This window comes from Corallococcus sp. RDP092CA, assembly GCF_041903675.1.
Taxonomy (GTDB): Bacteria; Myxococcota; Myxococcia; order Myxococcales; family Myxococcaceae; genus Corallococcus.
Map to the genome: position 1 here is coordinate 333816 of NZ_JAYESI010000003.1, position 21003 is coordinate 354818.

Here is a 21003-nt window from a genome sequence, read left to right on the forward strand (position 1 = left end):
CATCCTAGCGGGCGGGGCCGAGGCTTGAAAAGTTTCCGAGCAGCGCTCGGTCGGCTGCCTCACGAGTTCTTGCCGCGAACCGCTCCCTGGCCGACAGGCGGGACCGCCCCCGGGGGCACGTCCGTGTCCGGATCCCGCCCGGGAAAGTTGGTGGGCGGGGTGTGCCGGGCGAAGCGGGCGCCCTCGGGGGGACAGTACCCGTGCGCGAGCTGCGCGAACCACGGGTTGAGGGTGGAGTCGGGGGGCTGGGGCGCGGGCCCCGGGTCCTCGGCGTCCGCGGCCTCCACCTCGAGCGCGTCCGCGTCGTGGACCTCGTCGTTGTCGATCTCCTCCGCCTCGTCCAGCGCCGCGCTGGCGTTGGAGGGCGTGTGCCCGACGTCGTCGTCCAGGGACTGGGCCTCGTCGGCGGCGATCTCCTCCGGCTCGTCGTCCGTGGACGCGGTCTTGGACGGCGACAGCACCGGAGGCGTGGGGACCAGCCGGGGCGGTCCCTGACGCGGAACCGGCGGCGGCGCGGCCGCGCGGGGCGGCAGCTGCGGCGGGCGGTCCGCGTCGGAGCCTCCTCGGATGGGCGGCTTGTCGGACTCCGCGAGCACCGGGGGACGGGAGGCGGGCCGCCCAGGATCCGCGGCGAGGCCGCCACGGATGGGCGGTTTGTCCGCGTCGGCCATGGGAGGAGAGGAGGGAAGGAGGCGGGGAGGTTCCGAGGAGGCCGGCTCCGACGAGCGCTGCGGCCGGCTGGAGCCCGTGCCCCGAGCTCCGCTCAGCAGGGAGCGCATGGGCACGATGGGCGTGGGCGCGGGGGACTCCTCCTCCCGCATGACCTCGGCCCGGCGCACGATGGGCGTGGGGGCGCGCTCCTCGTCCTCGCTGAGGGAGGTGGGCCGACGGACGACGGGCGTGGGGGCGGGGGCTTCTTCCTCCAGGGGCCGACGGACGACGGGCGTGGGGGCGCGCTCCTCGTCCTCGGGCGCTGGCCGGCGCACGATGGGCGTGGGGGCCGGCGTGCCCGTGTCGTCCTCCCGCATCGGCCGGCGCACCACCGCCGTCGCCCCAGAGGAGGGATCCTCGGAGGCGTGGGGCTCCTCGTCCGGATCCCCGGCGGCGTCCCCGTCGGCATTCTTCAAGCCGAGGGCCTTCGCCAGGGGGCTCGTCACCATCTCCGTGGGGGGAGCCAGCTCCGGGCCACGCCCTCCCAGGGGCTCCGGCTCCTCGTCCTGCTCCACGGGGGCGGCGGGCAGCGACGTCCTCGCGGTGTCGTCCGTCGCCTTGGCGGCGGCCGGGGGCGCGGGCTCCGGCGGAGGCGCCGCCTCCTGGGGCTGCGGCGCGGGGGCCCGGGCGGGCGCGGCGGTCTCGCGCAGCGGCAGGCCCAGGACCATGGGGACTTCGTCGGGCCGCATGTCCGGCTCGGTCTTGACGAGCCGCGTGTCCATGCCGTCCTCCAGGGCCATGCCCATCACCAGGGGCAGGTCCTCCCCGTTCTCCTTGGTGGCAGGGGACGCGGCGTCGGACGTGGCCTGTGCGGCGGGCTTCGCGGGCGGCCTGGGCGCGGGGGCGGGCTTGGACGCCTCTGGCATGCCCAGGCTCGCGAGCCGGTTGGTGGGCGTGCCCGTCATCGTGACGTCGGGCGGCTCGCTGGCGGCCTCCACCGGCACGTGGCCCCGCTTCTCCAGGAGCGAGTCGTAGAGGTCCAGCAACTGGCCCCGGATGAGGCCCGCGTCCAGCACCTGCTCCGCGAACGCGCGCCCGGCCTTGCCCAGCGCGATGCGGCGGGGCACGTCGCGCGCCAGGTCCAGGATGCGCTCGGAGAGGGCGCGGCTGTCGCCCGGGGGGAAGAAGACGGCCGCGTCCTTTGGGATCAGCTCGCGCGTGACGGGCAGGTCCGCGGCGATGACCGGCCGGCCGGCGGCCAGGTACTCGGAGACCTTGGCCAGCGGTCCGCCCTGGATCCGGTTGCGCTCCGAGTCGTCCAGCGGGAGCACGCCCACGTCCGCCAGCGCCAGCACCTTGACCAGGTCGTCGTGGGACACGGGCGGCTGGAAGTCGACCTTCTCCTTGATACCCAGGTCCTTGACCAGATCCTCCAGGTGGGGCTTCCAGTCCGGGTGGTGCGCGCCCACCAGCGTCAGGCGCACGTCCACCTGCTGGGCCGCGAGCGCGGTGGCGCGCAGCAGGGTGGGCAGGCCCTGCCAGCCCACGTGGCTGCCCAGGTACATCATGCGCAGGGGCGAACCGTCCGGGGCGCCGAGCACCTCCGGGTCGTACGGCTTCAGGTCCACGGGCGCGCGAATCGTGCGCAGCTGGTCCTCCGCCGCGCCCAGCCCCTGGATGTACGCGCGCGTCGTCTGAGAGCCGGTGACGACGAGGTCCGCGTTCATCAGGCAGAACAGCTCCTGCCGGCGGATCTTCGACAGGAAGCGGCGGTCCCCGTCCGTCTGCGGATGGGTATAGCGCAGCTCCTGCGAGGGGAACGTCTGGGCCTCGTAGATGAGGCGGTAGCCGTAGTCCGCCTTCAGCTCGCAGAGCGCGTAGCCGCCGAAGGGGTCCGTGAAGTGGGCGAGCGCGTAGTCCTCGCTCTCCAGCTGCCGACGCACGGCCCGTTCGAAGGATTGGATGCGCGATGCCAGGTCCCCGGAGCCTACCGGGACGCGGAGCAGCCGGGCGCCCTGGTACTTCTCGATATGGGAGTGGTCCGGCGTCTTCGCCGACAGCACCACCACCGAGAAGCGATCAGGCAAAGCCTTCAGATACTCGGTCAGTCGGCGTGAGGAGCCAGACGGGCCGGGGATGACGTCGAAGCTGCACAGGAGAAGTCTGGGCAGGTCACTCAAGCGGCCGCAGGATACTTGGACAGGGGGGAGGTGTCATCGGGCGTGAAGGAAAGAAGGGGGTCGGCGGAACAACACATCCCGTGACGGATGCGTTGACCCCCTGTATGCCGCGTCATAACGAGGCGAGGTGTCCATGGATGAGCGGAAGGGCATCACCGTGAGCTACCTGCGGCAGCTGGCCCGGAGAATCCTCCGGGAAGGGGCTGGCGCGTCCCGCGGGCGGGAGCTGGTCTCCTCCCTGGCCGAGCGCATTCCCGCCCTGGGGCGGCTCGCGCGCATGGCCGGGCTGGCGACGTCCCGGCGCGGCTCCGGTGACCTGGGCGGCGAGGAGCGGACCCTGGACTCCGGCCGGGCGCCTCCCCGTCCCGCTCCGGAACCGGCGTCCGAGTCCGTGCCCCTCCCTCCGCCCGAGGCCGCCGCGCCGCAGGCACGAGAACTTTCCGAGGAGCCCATCACGGAGCCCGGCGCTGGCCCCAGGACGCGGCCCGCGAAGGTGGTGACGTTCCCCGCGCGCGCGAAGCCGCGCCGCGAGCCCGAGGATGAGGACACGGTGTCGCTGGCGCCCACGCCGCGCCCGTCGAGCTCCCCCAAGGACGAGGTGCCCGCCACGCCGCCCGAGCCACCGCACGCCGCCGAGCCCCTGATGGAGGGGTTCTTCGTGACGAAGATGGCGGGGGAGGAGGAAGCGCGCCGCCACCATCTCCTGGAGGAGCAGGCGCCGCGCCTCCCACCGGCGGACGCATCGCCCGAGCGCGACGAGCGCCTGGGCACGCTGCCCCTGGACTACCACGACGACGCGATGGTGCTGCTCGCGAGGGATCCGCACACGCTCTTCGTCTTCTGGGACTTCAGCGATGCGAGCCGGAGCCGGGCGCTGGACGACCTGCCGGCGCCGCGCGCGGTGCTGAAGGTGTTCGAGGGCGAGGGCGTGTCGCGCGAGGTGGACTTCGCGCTGGAGTCGCGCAGCTTCTATCTGCAGGGCATGACACCCGGGCGCACGTACCGGGTGGAGGCGCACTTCGTCGGTGCGGATGGCCGGTCGCGCCGCATCGGCCATTCCTCCAATCGGGCCACGCTGCCGCCCGCGGGGCCGTCGGCGGACACGTCCATCCGGTTCCTGCGCATGCCGCCTCCGCCGGTGGTGGACCGGCTGCGCGCGGAGGCGGTCCCCGCGTCGGCGTCCGCGCGCGTGCCCCAGGTGGAGGAGCGCGAGTACGTCACCTGGCGTCGGGTGCAACTGCCGGGGAGCGCCGGCCTGGTGGACGTGCCGGAGGTCCACCGCGAGCGCACCGAGAAGCATGGCGCTGTGCCGCGCGTCCCCGGCGCCTCGGACCTGCGCTACTCGGAGGTGGCCTCCTCGCGGGGCGAGCCGCGTGCGCCGGGCGCTTCGGATCAGCGCTATGTAGAAGAGGAGTACCTGGAGCGCGCGCCGCGGATGCCGGCCGCTTCGGACCTCCGTTACTCGGAAGAGGTCTACCTTGAGAGCGCGCCGCGTGCGCCCGGCGCGTCGGACCAACAGTATGCGCGCATGGGCGAGGCGGCGTTGGGAGCAGGCGCCGTCCTGGCTCCGTCGCGGGCGGTCGGCTCGTCGGAGGAGCGCTACCTGTCCGTGGCGCGGGCTCCGGGGGCTTCGGATCAGCGCTACGGGCAGGCCGTGGGCGTGACGGACTCTCCGTATCTGGAGGTGCCGCGCGCCCCAGGGGCTTCTGCGCAGCGGTACGGGCAGACGCTGCTTCCGGGCGGTGTTTCGGAGTACCGCTATCTGGAGATACCGCGCGCGCCGGGCGCTTCGGACCAGCGCTACGTCGAGGGCGCGGGCGGGCAGGGGGCGCGAGAGGTCCCGCGCGCGCAGGGGGCCTCGGACCGTCAGTACCTGACGGTTTCTCGTGCGGCCGGGGCCTCGGACCAGCGGTACTTGAGCGTGCCGCGCGCGGCTGGAGCGTCGGACCAGCGCTATCTGTCCGTGGAGCGTGCGGCTGGGGCTTCGGACCAGCGGTACTTGAGCGTGCCACGTGCGGCTGGGGCTTCGGATCAGCGCCATCTGTCCGTGGATCTCGCGTCGGGAGTTTCGGATCAGCAAGCTCGCGCCGTGCCTCGGACGACCGGGACCGCGGATCAACACCACCTGTCCGAGGATCGCGCGACGGGTGCTTCGGATCGGCCGCGCCTTGGTGGGTCGCCCGCTGACTCCTGGTCTCCGGAGGGACCGGTCGCGCAGGCACCTGCCCCTTCGTCTCGGGCGGATGTGCTCGAAGCGCGGGACCTGCCGTCGTCGCGTCCGGCCGACGGTGCACCAGCTCAAGCCGCCTCCACGGACTCGTGGCGGCCCGCGGAGCCCGAGCCTCCCCAGAACCCATGGGCCATGAGCGTGGCGCGCGGCCCCACCGCGTCTGAGCAGCGTGCCCTCGACAGGGCCCGCGAGGTCGCGCGCAAGGCCGCACCGGCCGCCGAGCCTCCGAGCCGCCCCGCGCCCGCGAAGGTCGAGCCCTCCGCGGCGCCTCCAGCCACCCCTGAAACCCCGACCCCTTCGAGCCCCGCAGCAGCCAAGGCGGACGCTCGGAAGGCGGCCCCGAAACCCTCCAAGTCCCGGTCTTCGCGCCGTGGACGGAAGTGAACCCGCACGGCCTCTCCGACCGACCTATGAGCCTGGGCTCCCTCGCGCTGGTCCTTCACGCGCACCTGCCGTTCGTCCGCCACCCTGAATACGAAGACTTCCTCGAGGAGGACTGGCTCTACGAAGCCATCTCCGAGACGTACCTGCCGCTGCTGCGCGTGTTCGACAGGCTGGTCGAGGACCGCGTCCCCTTCCGGGTGACGATGACGCTCTCGCCCACGCTCGTGTCGATGCTCAACGACGACCTGCTGCGCGAGCGCTACGCCCGGCGGCTGGACCTGCTCTGCGAGCTGGGCGCCCGCGAGGTGCATCGCACGCGGGAGGACCCCACGTTCCACGCGCTGGCCGTCTTCCACCGCGACCACTTCGAGTCGCTGCGCCTCGCGTACCACAACCACTACCGGCGCGACCTGGTGGCCGCGTTCCGCAGGCTCCAGGACTCGGGCCACCTGGACATCCTCACCTGCAACGCGACCCACGGCTTCCTGCCGCTCATGCAGCAGACGCCGGAGGCCGTGCGCGCCCAGGTGACGGTCGCCGCGAACCACTACCGCCAGAACTTCGGCCGCGACCCCGCCGGCATCTGGCTGGCCGAGTGCGGCTACTTCCCGGGCCTGGAGCGCATCCTCGCCGCCGAGCGCATCCGCTACTTCTTCGTCGACACGCACGCGCTCACGGACGCCACGCCCCGCCCGCTGCACGGCCCCTACGCGCCCATCTTCACGGAGCCCGGCGTGGCGGCCTTCGCGCGCGACCCGGAGAGCAGCCAGCAGGTCTGGAGCACCGAGCACGGCTACCCCGGCGACCCCGTCTACCGCGAGTTCTACCGGGACATCGGCTGGGACCTGGACCTGGACTACATCCGGCCCTTCATCCAGCCCACCGGCGACCGCAAGAACACCGGCTTCAAGTACTTCCGCATCACCGGCAAGACGAACGACAAGCAGCCCTATGATCCGGCCGCCGCCCGCGAGCGCGCCTGGGTCCACGCGGGCAACTTCCTCTTCAACCGCGAGCGCCAGTTCGAGTACCTCGCGTCGCGGATGGGCGGCCGCAAGCCCGTGGTCGTCGCCCCCTACGACGCGGAGCTCTTCGGCCACTGGTGGTTCGAGGGCCCCCACTTCATCGACGCGCTCATCCGCCAGGCCGCGCGCAACCCCAGCCGCATCCAGCTCATCAGCCCGCTGGACGACCTGCGCGAGCACCCGGAGAACCAGGTGGCCACGCCGCCCATGTCCTCCTGGGGCGCGGGCGGGTACGCGAACATGTGGCTCGACGGCACGAACGACTGGATCTACCGCCACCTCGACCACGCCGCGCGGCGGATGGCGGAGCTGGCCCGGGACTTCCCGGACGCGCCGTCCCTCACGCGCCGGGCCCTGAACCAGGCCGCGCGCGAGCTGCTCCTCGCGCAGGCCTCCGACTGGGCCTTCATCATGAAGACCGGCACCATGGTGGACTACGCCGTGCGCCGCACGAAGGAGCACCTGCAGCGCTTCCTGCGCCTGCACGACCAGGTGCGCGCCGACGCCGTCGACGAGTCCTGGCTCTCCCACGTGGAGGGCCGCGACAACCTGTTCCCCGAGCTGGACTACCGCGTCTACCGGCCCGGTTGAGCGGTCCGGGAACAGGCGGCCGGCCCGGGGGTTCACCTCCTGTCACCGGACGAGGTCGTTCCGGTTGCGGGGCTTCGTTTCCGCTTTAGCTTGAAGGAAATCCATGACCCACACGCTCCCTCCGTTCCGTCGCAAGCTCGTGGCCGCCGTGCTGGTGTTGGCGTCGCCCACGCTCGCCCTCGCGCAGGCCCCCGCCGCCAGGCCCGCAACGCCCCAGACGCAGCGGGCGGTCTCCGGTCAGGCCAGCAACCTCCAGCCCGCCACGACCGAGGCCCAGTCGCTCGCCTCGCTGGCGCCGCTGGTGGATTCGGTGAAGTCCGCCGTGGTGAACGTGGACGTGCAGGCGAAGCCGGAGATGCCGGCGGGCATGGAGGACAACCCGCTCTTCGACCGCTTCTTCGGCGGCAACGGCCGGGGCCGCGGCCGCAGCGAGCGTGAGCAGATCCGCCAGGGCGCCGGGTCCGGCTTCATCATCGACCCGAAGGGCATCGTGCTGACCAACAACCACGTCGTCGAGGACGCGGTGACCATCACCATCCGCCTGGACGACGGTCGCTCGTTCACGGGAGAGGTGGTGGGGCGCGACCCGCTCACCGACGTGGCCGTGGTGAAGATCAAGGAGAAGGTGGATCAGCTCCCCACCGTGAAGCTGGGCGACTCCGACGCCGTGCGCGTGGGGGACTGGGTGCTGGCCATCGGCAACCCGTTCGGCCTGGCCTCCAGCGTGAGCGTGGGCATCCTGTCCGCGCGCGCCCGTGAGATTGGCGCCAGCGTTTACGACGACTTCCTGCAGACGGACGCGGCCATCAACCCTGGCAACTCCGGCGGCCCGCTCTTCAACATGAAGGGCGAGGTGGTGGGCATCAACACCGCCATCGTCGGCGGCGGCACGGGCATCGGCTTCTCCGTGCCCAGCAACCTCATCAAGGCGCTGCTGCCGCAGTTGGAGAAGGAGGGCGCCGTCACGCGCGGCTGGCTGGGCGTGGGCATCCAGCCCCTCACGCGCGAGCTGGGCCAGGCGCTGAAGCTGCCGGTGAGCGAGGGCGCCATCCTCACGCAGATCACCCCCGACTCCCCGGCGTCCAAGGCCGGCCTCAAGCCGGACGACGTGGTGGTGGCCGTGGACGGCAAGCAGGTCCGCTCCGACAGCGAGCTCACCCGCACCGTGGCGCTCAAGCGGCCCAACACCGTCTCCACGCTGACCCTCTACCGCGACGGCAAGAAGCAGGACGTCAAGGTGACCATGGGCACGCGCCCGGACCTGGAGGGCCTGTCCAAGAAGAAGCCGGAGGTCACCGACGAGCAGGACAGCTCGCGCCGCGTGGGCGTGTCCCTGCAGGACCTGGACGCCCGCACGGCGTCCCAGGCTGGCTTCACCGAGCGCGCCGGCGCGCTGATCACGGACATCGTCCCGGGCTCGCCCGCGGACCGCGCGCAGCTGACCCCGGGCATGCTGGTGGTGGAGGCGAACAAGAAGCCCATCGCGAGCGCGAAGGAGCTGGCCGCGGTCATCCGCGCCGCGCCCAAGGGCAGCACGCTGCTCCTGCGCGTGGCCGGCCCCGGCGGCGGGCGCCTCCTGCGCGCGCTGACCGTGCCCTGAGGTCGGACGGCGGGGCTTGGGGACTCACGACCCCGACTTGAACGCGGAGGTGGGCGAACGTCGATGAGCGTCAACTACGTCTCGTTGGGTGACAGCACGGCGGTGGGGGTGGGGGCGTCGCAGGGCGGGGGCTACCCCGACCGGCTCGCCTCCCGCCTCCGGAAGGACGGCCTCCCCGTGGGCCACACGAACCTGGGGCAGAGCGGCGCGCGCGTGCGCGACGTCGTCAACAACGCCCTCAAGCGGGTCATCGCGTTGCAGCCCACGCTCATCACCCTGGGCGTGGGCACCAACGACATCTGGCGCGGCACCGAGGTGGCGGAGTTCCAGGACGACCTGGATCGCATCGCCCGGCGGCTGAAGCAGACCGGCGCGTCCATGGTCGTGGTGAACATCGCGGACATGGCGCTCGCGCCGGTGGCGAAGATGGTGCCCAGCGCGCTGTACGAAGGGCGCATCGACCCGTTCAACGCGGCCATCGCCTCCGTGGCCCGCGCGCACGGGCTGCACCTGGTGGACCTCTACACCGCCAGCCGGGAGATGATCCCCCGGCGCCCGGACTTCTTCTGCCCGGATGGCTTCCACCCGTCCGCGGCGGGCTACGAGGAGTGGGCGGACCTGATGCTCCCCGTGGTCCGCACGCTCGTGCGGCGGTAGTCCCCGGGCCGCCGGGGCCTCCTGCCGCTCAGGCCTTCGCGATGCCCGTGGGGGCGGCGGGCGTGGAGGGCGCGTCCGCGGGCGGCGCGTTGATGCTGCGCTCGCGGCCGGGGTGCACCTCCATGCCGGGCTCGAACGCCGTCACGCGGTTGCGCCCGGTGCGCTTGCTGCAATAGAGCGCCGCGTCCGCGGAGTCCACCAGCGTGTCCTGCGCCGCCGCGTCCGTGGGGAAGTGCGAGACGCCGATGGACACCGTGACGTGGCCTCCGGGCAGCCCCGGGCGGTTGAGCGTGACGGCCTCCGCCACCGCGCGGCGCAGCGTCTCCGCGACCTCCACCGCCGTGGCCTTGGACACCTGCGGCAGCAGCAGCACGAACTCCTCGCCGCCGTAGCGACCGAGCGTGTCCACCTTGCGCGCGCGGGTCCGCAGGACGTCGGAGACGCGGCGCAGGGTCTCGTCGCCAGCGCGGTGGCCGGCCAGGTCGTTGAGCCGCTTGAAGTGGTCCACGTCCACCATCAGCAGCGCCAGCGGCGCGCCGAAGCGCTGGGCCCGCGCCAGCTCCAGGTCCAACCGCTGGAAGAGGTGGCGGCGGTTGGGTATGCCCGTGAGCGCGTCCGTCAGCGTGAGCTTCACCGTCTCCGCGTGGAGGCGCGCGTTCGTCACCGCCGTCGCGGCCTGGTCGGCCACCGCGGTGAAGAGCTCGATCTCCTCCTTGGAGAAGCTCGCCGTCTCCGGGCGCTGGAAGTTGATGACGCCGAGGAGCGTGTCCGCGTGCACCATGGGCACCGCCAGCAGCGAGCCCTGCTCGGAGCCGCCGCGCAGGCCGCGCCGCTCGAAGATGCTGGTGCTGTCCGTGAGGTCCGGCAGGTACACCGCCTTGCGCGACTGCGCGGCCCGGCCGCACGCGCCCTCGCCGATGGCGAAGGTGTGGCCCTCCAGGCCCCGGCCCTGCGGCCACGCGTGCTTCACCTCCAGCACGCCCTCCTCGTTGAGGAGCATGATGGAGAAGTCCTGGATGTGCAGCTGCTCCACCACCATGCGGGTGATGCGCGACAACAGCTCGTCCAGCTCCAGCGTGGCGTTGAGCGAGCGCGCCACGTCGAACAGCAGCGACAGCTCCCGCAGGCGCTCCTCCAGCTCGTCCTTCAGCGCCAGCTTCTCCTTCACCAGCTCAAGGTCGCGGTGCGTGTCGATCTCCTCCACCTTCATGGAGGTGAGCCGCGCGAGCATCTGGTTGAAGGCCGCGCCCAGCCGCGAGATCTCATCCGGGCCCCGGGCCTCCGCGCGCACCAGCAGGTCGCCGTCCGCCGCGCGCCCCATGGCCTCGCTCAACCGCTTGAGCGGCGCGGTGAGCACGAAGCGCAGCGACAGCCAGGTGACGAGCCCCAGGATGCCCACGAAGAGCACCATCGCGCCCAGCGCGTCCTGGAACACCGTCTGGAGCTGGCGGTTCAGCGCGGGCTCGCCCAGGCGCACCTGGAGCACGCCCATGCGCTGCGCGGCCTCGCCGGTGTGACAGCCGGAGCACTCCGGGCCGCCCAGGGGTCGCACCACCTCCGTGCCCTGGTCGCTGGAGCGCGCCGTCTCCGGCCCCGTCGCGGACAGCCGAGCGGCCTCCGGATGCGGGTGGCCCTGCTCGGCCGGCTTCCGGCTCCAGCGGATGCGCCCGTCCGGGGTCAGCACCCGCAGGTCCTCCACGGAGCGGAACAGCCGCGTGTCCGACGCCAGCACCTCCGCCACCGCGCTGTGCGGCGCCGCGCCCGGCGCCTGCGGGAGCATGAACGTGGAGGCGACCGCCTCCGCCAGCGCGAGCGCCTCCAGGTGCGTGCCCTCCCGCACCGCTTGTCGCGCCTCGCGCGAGAAGTGGCCCACGCCCAGGAGCGCCACCACCAACCCGGGCAGCGCGATGCTCCACAAGAGCTTCCTGCCAATCGTCTCGGAACCGAGGGCCATGTGCGGGGCGCAGTGTGCTCCGCGCTCGTGCGTTCTGCCCGCGAGTCACGGAGTGTTCAAAATTGTCAGGGGCGTGACACGCCCTGTCAAACGTGCCGGCGTCGAAATATTGAAACGAGGGTGTTGTTCTCCGGCATGTTCTTGTTTTCAAGGGCTGCGCCCGTGGCACGGTGGACGCACCGCTGAGGGCCGCGGGTGCCCGGAGTCAGGAGAGCCGCCCATGTCCACGCCCGAGTTCATCAGGTCCGCGCTGCTGCCGGTGCCGCACGGCTTCGCCACGCGCGCGGGAGGGGTGTCCGAAGGGCCCTACGCGTCGCTGAACCTGGGCTTCTCCGTGGGCGACGAGCGCCCCCGGGTGGAGGAGAACCACCGCCGGCTGGCCCGGGCCGCGGGCGCGAGCCTGGGCGCGCTCTGCCGGGTGTCGCAGGTGCACGGCGACACGGTGCTGGAGGCGCGCGGCGAGGCCGACGACGTGCTGCGCCCGACGCTGGGGGAAGCGGACGCGCTGTGGACGGAAGGGGAGGGGAGCTGGGTGGCGGTGGGCACCGCGGACTGCGTGCCGGTGCTGCTGGTGGATCCGCGCGGCCGGCGCGTGGCGGCGGTGCACTCCGGGTGGCGGGGCACGGACCTGGAGATCAGCGCCCGCGCGGTGGAGGCGCTCGTGGCGCGAGGCAGCCGGCCGGAGGACCTGCTGGCGGCGGTGGGCCCCTGCATCCAGGCGTGCTGCTACGAGGTGTCCGCCGAGCTGGGCGACCGCTTCCGCGCGCGCTTCGGCGAGGAGGTCGTCCGCGCGGGGGACACGCCGCACCTGGACCTACCGCGCGCGGTGAGGGCGTCGCTCGTGAAGGCGGGGGTGCGCGCGGACCGGGTGGACGTGCTACAGGCCTGTACGGCGTGTGATCCGGAGCGGTTCTTCTCGCACCGGCGGGACGCGGGGCGCACCGGGCGGCACCTCAACTACGTGCTGCACCGCTTCTAGCGGGGCCTGGCCGGGGTCGTTTTCTTGACGGTCTCCGACCGGCCTTCCTATCCTCGACCCGGAGTTCCCTCCGTCCAGGCCCGTGCCGGTGCGTCCCTTCCTCTTCCGCCTGTTTGCCGCCGTCGCGCTGTCCGCGCCGACCGCTTGCGCCACCACCGCTGCCTCGCAGACGGAAGTGGGCCGGCTGGAGGCGGAGGTGCGCACGCTTCGCGCGGCCCAGGCGTCGCTGCTGGAGCGCCTGGAGCGGCTGGAGAACCGCGACGCCGTCTCCCGCGCTCGGAGCGTCACCCCGGCCCCCGCCGCGACCCCGGCGGCCACCGCGAGCGCGAAGCCCCAGGCCGCTTCGCCCGAGGGCGGCGAGCCGCTGGGCCTGGCGCCCGCGGAGCTGACGGTGGTGCGGCTCAAGCCGAAGAAGGAACCCGCGCCGCGCATCAACACGGCGGTGGCGGTGGTGGAGCCGGACGAGGATCAGATGGAGATGTTCATCTCCCCGGTGGAGGGCTCGTCGGGGACGGGCTCCGTCACGCCGTCCCGCCCGGAGCCGCCGGAGAAGGATCCGGACATCCTCGACGCCGAGTACGAGCGCGCGGTGGCCATGCTGCGCACCGGCAACGTGGAGGGCGGCGTGGAGACGCTCACGCGCTTCGCGGCGGAGAACCCGCGCCACCCCCGCGCCGACAACGCCCTGTACTTCAGCGGCCTGGGCCAGATGGGCCTCCAGGACCCCGCGGGCGCGGCGAAGACGTTCGAACGGCTCATCAAGACCTATCCCGCCGGGGACGCCGTCCAGGACGGCATGCTCCGGCTCGCGGAGTGCCGGGTGCGGCTGAACCAGGCCGTGGACGCCCGAGCCCTCTATACCCGCGTCGTCACCCAGTTCCCGGGGACGGCCGCCGCCACGCAGGCGGAGCAGCGGCTCGCCGCGCTCTCGCCGTAAGCCCTTTTGTGAAAGGACGTCGTCCGATGCGCTCCCGGATCCTCGCCTCCCTGCTCGTGCCCCTCACCGTCGCGCCGGCATGGACGGCCTTCGCCCAGGACGCGCAGGAGGATGAATCCCAGTCTTCCTCCGAGACGGAAGGGCAGGACATCTCCGACGACGTGGAGCAGCGTCCCACGTCCGTCACGCTCCCGCCCGGCGCCCCGCAGGGCCGTGAGAGCGCGCCCGGCCAGGTGCACACCGTCGAGACGGGCGACACGCTGTGGGACCTGTCCCAGCGCTACCTGGGCAGCCCCTGGTACTGGCCCAAGGTCTGGTCCTACAACCCGCAGATCGCCAACCCGCACTGGATCTACCCGGGCAACAACGTGAAGTTCTATCCGGGCGGCGAGGAGGTCCCGTCGCGCGTGGAGTCCACGGAGCTGCCGGCGGACGACGTGACGGCGCCCACGGACGTGAGCGGCTCCAGCCTGGTGTCGGTGGTCGGGAAGATCGGCTACGACCCTTCCAGCGCGCGCCCGGTGACGACCAAGGGCTTCGTGACGCCGCGCGAGCTGGACGAGGCGGGCAAGATCGACGGCTCGGCCTCCGAGGCGCTGATGCTCTCCGCCCCGGACAAGGTCTACCTGCGCTTCAAGAAGCGCGGCGCCGCGAAGATCGGCGACCGCTACGTCATCTTCCACACCGTGGAAGAGGTGAAGCACCCGGTGACCCACGCGCGCACGGGCTACCTCACGGAGCTGCTGGGCACGGTGCAGGTCGTCGCCATCAACGACGACGTGGTGACCGCCCGCATCACGGAGACGTGGGACGCCATCTCCCGCGGCGACCTCGTCGGCCCCTCCAGCGAGAAGCTGGCGGAGCGCGTCGCCCCCAAGCCCAACAGCAAGGAGATCCCCGGCTACGTGCTCACGCCGATGACGCCGGGCCAGACGCTCCTGGGCGAGCACCACTTCGTCGTCGTGGACCGCGGCACCGCGGACGGCGTGCAGGTGGGCAACATCTTCACCATCGAGCGCCGCGGCGACCCCAGCCTGGATGTGCTCGGCCGCAGCGACTACAAGATGGGCGACGCGGGCAAGGGCCAGAAGACCTACCCCTGGGAGGCCGTGGCCCAGTGCATGGTCACGGAAGTGCGGGAGCGCACCTCCAACTGCCTGGTGACCCGCTCGCTGGTGGAGGTCTCCGCCGGCGACCGCGCCACCATGCGCAAGGACGGAACGCCCACCGCCAGCCGCTGAGGCCCGGGCGCGCGGGAACGGCAGGAATGCTGCATTCCGGCCCGCCCGGGAGGGGCGGGTCGCTTGACCCCCGAAGAACCGGTGTTATGTGTCACGCCCCTCTCGTGGCCACCTCTATATAGGTGGGAAACAGGCGGGGGACGGCATGGCGGACACGAACACGGACACGCACCTACACTGGGACGAGCAGCGCGCCACCCTGGCGCTCTGGGCCATTGCCGGCCTGGGGCCCCGGACGCTGGCCGCGGTGCGCGCGTTCGCGGGGGGCGCGCTGGCCCGGCTCGCGGCCGCGCCCGTGCGGGACTGGGTGGCGGACGTGCCGGTGCCCGCGACCGTCCGCCAGCGGCTGGCCGCCGTCGCGTCGCTGGACGCCCTGGCGTCCCGGACGGAGGAGGCCTGTGCCCGGGCGGGCCTCCAGGTGGCGTTTGCGGGCACGCCGGCCTACCCCGACCGGCTGGTGGGCGTGGAGGACGCGCCTCCGCTGCTGTTCTACCTGGGCGTTCCGGGGCCTCCCCGGCGGCGCCTGGCCATGGTGGGCAGCCGCCACCCGGATCAGGGCTTCCTTCCGTTCGCGCGCACCTTCGCCCGGAGGGTGGCCGAGGCCGGGGTGGGGGTGGTGTCGGGCGCGGCGGAGGGCGTGGACCGGGCCTGCCACTGGGGCGCCCTGGACGTGGGCGCGGAGACGTGGGCCTTCCTGGGCTCCGCGCTGGACGCGCTGGACCCCGCCCAGGCCCGGCTGCTACCCCACTTCCTTGAGCGGGGAGGGGTCTACTTCAGCGAGCTGCCGCCCGGGGTGCGGGCGAGCACGACCACCTTCCCCCGGCGCAACCGGCTCATCGCTGGCGCGTCGGATGCGGTGTTGGTGATGCGGGCGGGGGTGGACTCCGGGGCCCTCTACACGGCGGAGGCGGCCCAGGCGCAGGGCCGGCCGGTGTTCGCCCTGCCGGGGGACGTCTGGCAGCCGGGCGCGGCGGGCTGCAACGCCCTGCTGGCGGACGGGCGGGCCCGCGCCTGCACGTCCCCGGAAGCAATCTGCGCGCTGGTGGGCGTTGACCCGGTCCGTGCGGTCCCCGCGGGGCGGGACGCGGGGTGGTGGGAGGCGCTGTCGGCGGAAGCGCGCGGGGCCTACGGGCTGTTGGAGCGGGTCCCCCGCTCCTTCGACGAGGTGCTCGCTGGAAGCCCGCTGTCACCCGCGGCGCTCACGAGCGCCCTGGTGGAACTGGAATTGTCGGGGCTGGTGGTCCAGCACCCGGGTAAACGGTACGAGAAGGTTTAAAGGCAGTTCGAGGTAGGAGAGCCATGGCCACGCGGAAGAAGACACAGGCGGCGCAGACGGAGTCGGCGGTGGAGGAGACGCCCAAGAAGGCGGCCTCCAAGAAGCCGGCGGCCAAGAAGTCCGCCAAGAAGAAGACGGCCGCGAAGAAGACGACCGCCAAGAAGAAGACGGCGGCGCGCCGCCGTGGCGCGGACGGCGACGACCTGCCCACCGTGGACGCGGACGCGGAAGCCGAGGCGGAGGTGCCTGAGCGCCGTGGCAAGGGCCCGCACTACCTGGTGGTGGTGGAGTCTCCCGCCAAGGCGAAGACCATCAAGAAGTACCTGGGCTCCGGCTACACGGTGAAGGCGTCCGTGGGGCACGTGAAGGACCTGCCCAAGAGCAAGATGGGCGTCGACGTCGAGGACGACTTCAAGCCCGAGTACACGGTCATCAAGGGCAAGGAGAAGGTCCTCAACGAGCTGAAGAAGATGGCCAAGACGGTGGACCGCGTCTTCCTGGCGACGGACCCCGACCGCGAGGGCGAGGCCATCGCCTGGCACATCAAGGAGGAGCTGGGCCACCCGGACTCCCTGCGGGTGACCTTCAACGAGATCACCAAGCGCGCCGTCCAGGACGCCATCGCGCAGCCGCGCCAGCTCAACCAGGACAACTACGACTCGCAGCAGACCCGCCGCATCCTCGACCGGCTCGTCGGCTATCAAATCTCGCCGCTGCTCTGGAAGAAGATCCGCCGGGGCCTGTCCGCGGGCCGCGTGCAGTCCGTGGCGGTGCGCCTGATCGTCGAGCGCGAGGCGGAGATCAAGGCCTTCCAGCCCGAGGAGTACTGGACGCTGGACGCGCTGGTGCAGGGCCCGCAGGGGCCGCCGCCCTTCAAGGCGAAGCTGTCCCGCGTGGACGGCAAGAAGGTGGAGCTGAAGGACCGCGCCACCACGGACGCGCTCGTCGCGGAGCTGAAGGACGCCCCCTTCACCGTGGCGAAGGTGGACCGCAAGGAGCGCCGCCGCAACGCGCCCGCGCCCTTCATCACCTCCAAGCTCCAGCAGGAGGCGGCGAACCGGCTGCACTTCACCGCCAAGAAGACGATGACGCTGGCGCAGAAGCTGTACGAAGGCGTGCCGCTGGGCGAGGAGGGCCAGACGGCGCTCATCACGTACATGCGCACGGACTCCACGCGCCTGTCCGACGACGCCGTGACGCAGGTGCGCGACTTCATCGGCAAGAAGTTCGGCGCGGACTACCTGCCGCCGGAGCCCATGGTCTACAAGAGCCGCAAGGGCGCCCAGGACGCGCACGAGGCCATCCGGCCCACGTCCCTGGAGTACCCGCCCGAGCGCGTGCGGCCCTTCTTCGAGGCCATGGACGAGCTGGACATGTTCCGGCTCTACGAGCTCATCTGGAACCGCTTCGTCGCGTGCCAGATGAAGGCCGCCGTCTATGATCAGACCAGCGCGGACATCACCGCGGGCCGCGCCACCTTCCGCGCGTCCGGCAGCACGCTGAAGTTCCCCGGCTACCTGGGCGTCTACGGCTCCGGCCTCACGCCGGAAGAAGAGGCCGCGGCGGAGAAGGCCAAGGCCGCCGGTGAAGAGGGCGCCGAGGACGCGGTGGGCGAGCTGCCGCCGCTCAACGAGGGCGAGCGGCTCACGCTGGAAAAGCTGCTCAACGAGCAGCACTTCACCCAGCCGCCCCCGCGCTTCAGCGAGGCGACGCTGGTGAAGGAGCTGGAGGAGCGCGGCATCGGGCGCCCGTCCACCTACGCGGCCATCCTCTCCAACATCCAGGACAAGAAGTACGTGGAGAAGCTGGAGGGCCGCTTCCGCCCCACGGACCTGGGCCAGATGACCAACGAGATGCTGGTCAAGCACTTCCCCCACGAGATGGACGTGACGTTCACGGCCAGCATGGAGGAGAAGCTGGACCAGATCTCGGACGGCGGCGCGTCCTGGAAGGCGGTGCTGCACGACTTCTACGGCCCCTTCAAGGAGACCCTGGAGAAGGCCGAAGCGGAGATGCGCGACGTCAAGCGCGAGGAGATCAAGACCGACATCGCCTGCGAGAAGTGCGGCAACCCGTTCGTCATCAAGTTCGGGAAGATGGGCCACTTCCTCGCCTGCTCGAACTACCCCGACTGCAAGAACACCAAGGACTTCAAGCGGGACGCCGAGGGCAAGATCGTCATCGTGGAGGAGGAGACCACGGACGAGACGTGCGAGAAGTGCGGCAAGCCCATGGTGATCAAGCGCGGCCGGTTCGGGCGCTTCATGGCGTGCTCGGGCTACCCGGACTGCAAGACGTCCAAGCCCATCTCCATCGGCGTCAACTGCCCGGAGTGCAAGGTGGGCTACCTCACCGAGCGCCGCAGCGGCCGCGGGAAGATCTTCTTCGGCTGCAACCGGTATCCGGAGTGCAAGTTCGCCGCGTGGGACCGGCCGCTCGCGGAGGCCTGCCCGCAGTGCGCGTCGCCCTACCTCCTGCAGAAGTTCTCCAAGCGGGACGGCGCCTACATCGCCTGCCCCAACAAGGCGTGTGACTACCGCCGCGAGGTGGTGGAGCCCGCCGTTCCGGGGGCTTCCGCGGAGGCCGCGCCCGCTCCCACGCCCACCGTGGGAGCCTGAGCGGAAAGCCCAGTCATTCCAGGGGGGTACGTCCTACCCCCTGGCTTGACACCCTCGCGGGCGAAGTCCTAGAAGTCCGGATTGTTCCCGGCCCACCAGCATGCCTCCCGTCCGTCTCGCGGCGGGGGTGCGCGCGGGGGCGGCGAAAGGACGCGATCCGAGATGATTCCCTCTGTCAGTGAGTTACTGCGCGTGGTGGTGGCCGAGGCCGCCCCCGCGGCGGCGGGCCATGCTTCTTCGGGAGGCCTGGGGGACTTCATCGTCGGCGCGTTCAAGGCCGGCGGCCCGTTCATGTACGTGAACCTGTTCTGGCTGGCCGCCTCGCTGACCGTCATCGGCGAGCGCGCGGTGACGCTGCTCTTCCGCTACCGCCTCAACGCGGCGGCGTTCATCGAGCAGGTCCACAAGATGGTGCGGAGCGGCAACCTGGACCGCGCGGTGAAGTTCTGCGGGATGGCGCCGCGCTCGCCGCTGGCCCGCGTCATCCGCGCGGGGCTCATCAACGCGAACCGCGGTGAGCTGGAGGTGGCCAAGGCGGTGGAGGAGGCGCTGGCGGAGTACACGCCGCACGTCTCGCGCCGGGTGCAGTGGCTGTGGTCGCTCGCGAACATCGCGACGCTGGTGGGCCTCGTGGGCACCATCGTGGGCCTCATCGGCACCTTCCGCGCGCTGGGCAACGTGCCGGCGGAGCAGAAGCAGGCGCTGCTCTCCAACGGCATCTCGGAGGCCATGTACAACACGGGCTTCGGCCTCTCCATCGCGGTGCTCTGCATCGTGTCCCACCTGTTCTTCAGCAACTACGCCAAGAACATGGTGGAGCTGGTGGAGCTCAACGCCCTGAAGCTGGAGAACCTGCTGTCGCGCCGGGGCTCGCTGGAAGTCGTCCCCGCGGACTCGGACGTCCGCGCCGCGTCGTAGGCCGCGCGGTCGAAGGGCACCGGACACGCCATGGCGTTCCACTACTCGCGACGCAAGCTGAAGCCGAGGGAAGAGGAGGAGGCGGGCGAGCTGAACATCGTCCCGTACCTCGACATCCTCATGAACCTCATCATCTTCATGCTGCTGTCGATCACCGGCCTCACCGCCTTCGGCGCGCTCAACGTGAACGCGCCCAGCTACGGCGCCGCCGCGGGGGCGGGTGGGGACGCGGACGCGCCCAAGCTGAACCTGTCCGTGCTCATCTCCCAGAAGGGGCTCATCGTCCGGGGCAACAGCGCGGAGATCCCCGTCACGGAAGGCGGCGCGCCCACGCTGCCCCTGCGCGCGGACGGCACGCAGGACTTCGCCGCGCTGAACGCGCAGATGGTGAAGCTCAAGGCGGCCTTCCCGCAGGAGACGAAGGTCATCGTCGCGGCGGATCCGGACATCCCCTACGAGTCGCTGATCCAGACGATGGACGCCCTGCGTGAGACGACGGGCACCGCCGCCGAGCGCAAGCTGCTCTTCCCCGACGTCACCCTGGGCGTCCTCTAGCCATGTCCGAACCCGCGCCCCTGTCCGCCGAGGAAGCCGACCAGCTCGCGCGCATGCGCTACCGCCGGGCCCTGGCGCGCAAGAAGCGCAAGGAGCGCGAGGCCGCCAGCGAGGTGAAGGAGCTCAACATCACCGCGATGATGGACATGATGACCATCATCCTGGTGTTCCTCCTGAAGTCCTTCGCGTCGTCCTCCGCGGCCATCACCGCGTCGGAGGACGTCCGGCCGCCGGTGTCCTCCACGCGCGCCACGCCCAAGGACACGGTGGCCATCACCATCACCCCCAAGAACATCCTGGTGGGGGACCGCGAGGTGGTGCGGCTGAAGGACGGCCGCATCCCGGAGAACCAGCTCCAGGGCCGCCTGGTGCTGGGGCTGAATGAGCAGCTGAAGAAGGAAGTGGCGAAGCTCAAGTACATCGCCGACCGCAACCCGGCGGCGCCCTTCACCCACGAGCTGTCGGTCATCGCGGACAAGATGGTCCCGTACGACCTGCTGCTCACGGTGCTCTACACGGCGGGCGAGAACGAGCTGCAGAACTACCGCTTCATCGTGCTCCAGCGCGACGCGGAGTAGCCCCCGGACGCACGACTCCCCCGCGCGGGATGGACGCACGGGGGAGCGCTGGGACGGCCCCGCTAGAGGGACAGGCTGCCCACGTGGCGCGCGGCCTCTCGCGTCTCCTGCTCGTGGATGGCGGCATCCTCCTCGCAGCGGATGGCGAAGGGCATGGCCTCCAGCCGGTCTAGCGAGATCTCATTGCCGCAGTCCACGCACTCGCCGAACACGCCGGAGTCCATGCGGGTGAGCGCCGCGTCGATGAGCATGATCTCCCGGCGCTGCGCGTCGATGAGCGTGGACAGCGTGTAGTCCGCCAGCTCCGCCTGCGCCTGCTCCTCGTACTCGGGGTCCCGCTCCTGGTCCTTCAGGGCGGCCAGCTCCCGGAGGGCGCCCTTCTGGGCGGTCTCGGTGGTCCTGCGACGCTCCTGCAGCAGGTCCCGGATCTTCAGCAATTCGTCGGCTCGGCTCATGGCTGCGTCACTCCCATCCCAGGTTCGCGGTTGAAGGGCGCTCGCTCGGACGCTTCCCGCTTCGAGCGAAGACCGCGAGAAACCTAGGGTTGGATCCCAGGTGGGGAAACCTCGCCTCTCATTCCGCACGCATGGTGGGACGCAGGGCAGGCGGGCGGACGTGAAAGGGCGGAG

Annotated in this window: 15 protein-coding genes; 12 read left to right on the forward strand and 3 right to left on the reverse strand. The window is 71.6% G+C overall.

What is annotated here, in order from left to right:
* Positions 1-59 precede the first annotated feature (59 nt).
* Entirely contained in the window at positions 60-2831 is a 2772-nt protein-coding gene (locus U8525_RS05700) for a glycosyltransferase (protein ID WP_374262081.1), read from the reverse strand.
* A 133-nt stretch (positions 2832-2964) separates the two neighbouring features.
* Here U8525_RS05700 and U8525_RS05705 point away from each other — a divergent pair, with 133 nt between their 5' ends.
* The 4 genes from U8525_RS05705 to U8525_RS05720 all read left to right on the forward strand — a co-directional run bounded on the left by U8525_RS05705 (position 2965) and on the right by U8525_RS05720 (position 9318).
* Positions 2965-5445: a DUF4912 domain-containing protein gene (locus tag U8525_RS05705; protein ID WP_374262083.1), complete on the forward strand. Its 2481-nt coding sequence runs from the start codon at positions 2965-2967 to the stop codon at positions 5443-5445.
* 26 nt (positions 5446-5471) lie between these two features.
* Positions 5472-7061, forward strand: a complete 1590-nt coding sequence (locus U8525_RS05710; RefSeq protein WP_374262086.1) for a glycoside hydrolase family 57 protein — start codon at positions 5472-5474, stop codon at positions 7059-7061.
* Between the two features lie 103 nt (positions 7062-7164).
* Positions 7165-8661, forward strand: coding sequence for a Do family serine endopeptidase (locus U8525_RS05715; RefSeq protein WP_374262089.1), 1497 nt, complete (start codon positions 7165-7167; stop codon positions 8659-8661).
* Between the two features lie 63 nt (positions 8662-8724).
* Positions 8725-9318 (forward strand): SGNH/GDSL hydrolase family protein, encoded by a 594-nt coding sequence (locus U8525_RS05720; RefSeq protein WP_374262094.1) that lies wholly within the window; start codon positions 8725-8727, stop codon positions 9316-9318.
* Positions 9319-9346: 28 nt separating this feature from the next.
* Here the strand turns inward: U8525_RS05720 and U8525_RS05725 are convergent, their stop codons facing one another.
* Positions 9347-11272 carry a diguanylate cyclase gene (locus U8525_RS05725; RefSeq protein ID WP_374262096.1) on the reverse strand — a complete coding sequence of 642 codons (1926 nt, stop codon included), beginning with the start codon at positions 11270-11272 and terminating at the stop codon, positions 9347-9349.
* A gap of 220 nt (positions 11273-11492) precedes the next feature.
* Between U8525_RS05725 and pgeF the strand changes: the two genes are divergently transcribed.
* The 8 genes from pgeF to U8525_RS05765 all read left to right on the forward strand — a co-directional run bounded on the left by pgeF (position 11493) and on the right by U8525_RS05765 (position 20374).
* A complete protein-coding gene (gene pgeF, locus U8525_RS05730) occupies positions 11493-12251 on the forward strand; it encodes a peptidoglycan editing factor PgeF (protein ID WP_374262098.1) in 759 nt (252 codons plus the stop codon).
* Between the two features lie 88 nt (positions 12252-12339).
* Positions 12340-13188: a tol-pal system YbgF family protein gene (locus tag U8525_RS05735; protein ID WP_374262101.1), complete on the forward strand. Its 849-nt coding sequence runs from the start codon at positions 12340-12342 to the stop codon at positions 13186-13188.
* A 26-nt stretch (positions 13189-13214) separates the two neighbouring features.
* On the forward strand, positions 13215-14429 hold the full coding sequence (locus U8525_RS05740) for a LysM peptidoglycan-binding domain-containing protein (RefSeq protein ID WP_374262103.1): 1215 nt from the start codon (positions 13215-13217) through the stop codon (positions 14427-14429).
* 145 nt (positions 14430-14574) lie between these two features.
* A complete protein-coding gene (locus U8525_RS05745) occupies positions 14575-15705 on the forward strand; it encodes a DNA-processing protein DprA (protein ID WP_374262106.1) in 1131 nt (376 codons plus the stop codon).
* 23 nt (positions 15706-15728) lie between these two features.
* Positions 15729-18323, forward strand: a complete 2595-nt coding sequence (gene topA, locus U8525_RS05750; protein ID WP_374262109.1) for a type I DNA topoisomerase — start codon at positions 15729-15731, stop codon at positions 18321-18323.
* 162 nt (positions 18324-18485) lie between these two features.
* Positions 18486-19241, forward strand: a complete 756-nt coding sequence (locus U8525_RS05755; protein ID WP_374262112.1) for a MotA/TolQ/ExbB proton channel family protein — start codon at positions 18486-18488, stop codon at positions 19239-19241.
* Between the two features lie 30 nt (positions 19242-19271).
* The gene (locus tag U8525_RS05760; RefSeq protein ID WP_374262114.1) at positions 19272-19796 is read left to right on the forward strand and encodes an ExbD/TolR family protein; all 525 of its coding nucleotides are present in this window, start codon (positions 19272-19274) and stop codon (positions 19794-19796) included.
* A gap of 2 nt (positions 19797-19798) precedes the next feature.
* Entirely contained in the window at positions 19799-20374 is a 576-nt protein-coding gene (locus tag U8525_RS05765; RefSeq protein ID WP_374262117.1) for an ExbD/TolR family protein, read from the forward strand.
* 62 nt (positions 20375-20436) lie between these two features.
* On the opposite strand, the gene U8525_RS05770 is transcribed toward U8525_RS05765, so the two are convergent.
* Positions 20437-20829 (reverse strand): TraR/DksA family transcriptional regulator, encoded by a 393-nt coding sequence (locus U8525_RS05770; protein WP_374262120.1) that lies wholly within the window; start codon positions 20827-20829, stop codon positions 20437-20439.
* Between the last annotated feature and the right edge of the window lie 174 nt (positions 20830-21003).

What these genes read in the sequence shown, in the direction of transcription:
- U8525_RS05705 (WP_374262083.1), top strand. Translation starts at nt 2,965, where the DNA reads ATGGATGAGCGGAAGGGCATCACCGTGAGCTACCTGCGGCAGCTGGCC.
- U8525_RS05710 (WP_374262086.1), top strand. Translation starts at nt 5,472, where the DNA reads ATGAGCCTGGGCTCCCTCGCGCTGGTCCTTCACGCGCACCTGCCGTTC.
- U8525_RS05715 (WP_374262089.1), top strand. Translation starts at nt 7,165, where the DNA reads ATGACCCACACGCTCCCTCCGTTCCGTCGCAAGCTCGTGGCCGCCGTG.
- U8525_RS05720 (WP_374262094.1), top strand. Translation starts at nt 8,725, where the DNA reads ATGAGCGTCAACTACGTCTCGTTGGGTGACAGCACGGCGGTGGGGGTG.
- U8525_RS05725 (WP_374262096.1), bottom strand. Translation starts at nt 11,272, where the DNA reads ATGGCCCTCGGTTCCGAGACGATTGGCAGGAAGCTCTTGTGGAGCATC.
- pgeF (WP_374262098.1), top strand. Translation starts at nt 11,493, where the DNA reads ATGTCCACGCCCGAGTTCATCAGGTCCGCGCTGCTGCCGGTGCCGCAC.
- U8525_RS05740 (WP_374262103.1), top strand. Translation starts at nt 13,215, where the DNA reads ATGCGCTCCCGGATCCTCGCCTCCCTGCTCGTGCCCCTCACCGTCGCG.
- U8525_RS05745 (WP_374262106.1), top strand. Translation starts at nt 14,575, where the DNA reads ATGGCGGACACGAACACGGACACGCACCTACACTGGGACGAGCAGCGC.
- topA (WP_374262109.1), top strand. Translation starts at nt 15,729, where the DNA reads ATGGCCACGCGGAAGAAGACACAGGCGGCGCAGACGGAGTCGGCGGTG.
- U8525_RS05755 (WP_374262112.1), top strand. Translation starts at nt 18,486, where the DNA reads ATGATTCCCTCTGTCAGTGAGTTACTGCGCGTGGTGGTGGCCGAGGCC.
- U8525_RS05760 (WP_374262114.1), top strand. Translation starts at nt 19,272, where the DNA reads ATGGCGTTCCACTACTCGCGACGCAAGCTGAAGCCGAGGGAAGAGGAG.
- U8525_RS05765 (WP_374262117.1), top strand. Translation starts at nt 19,799, where the DNA reads ATGTCCGAACCCGCGCCCCTGTCCGCCGAGGAAGCCGACCAGCTCGCG.
- U8525_RS05770 (WP_374262120.1), bottom strand. Translation starts at nt 20,829, where the DNA reads ATGAGCCGAGCCGACGAATTGCTGAAGATCCGGGACCTGCTGCAGGAG.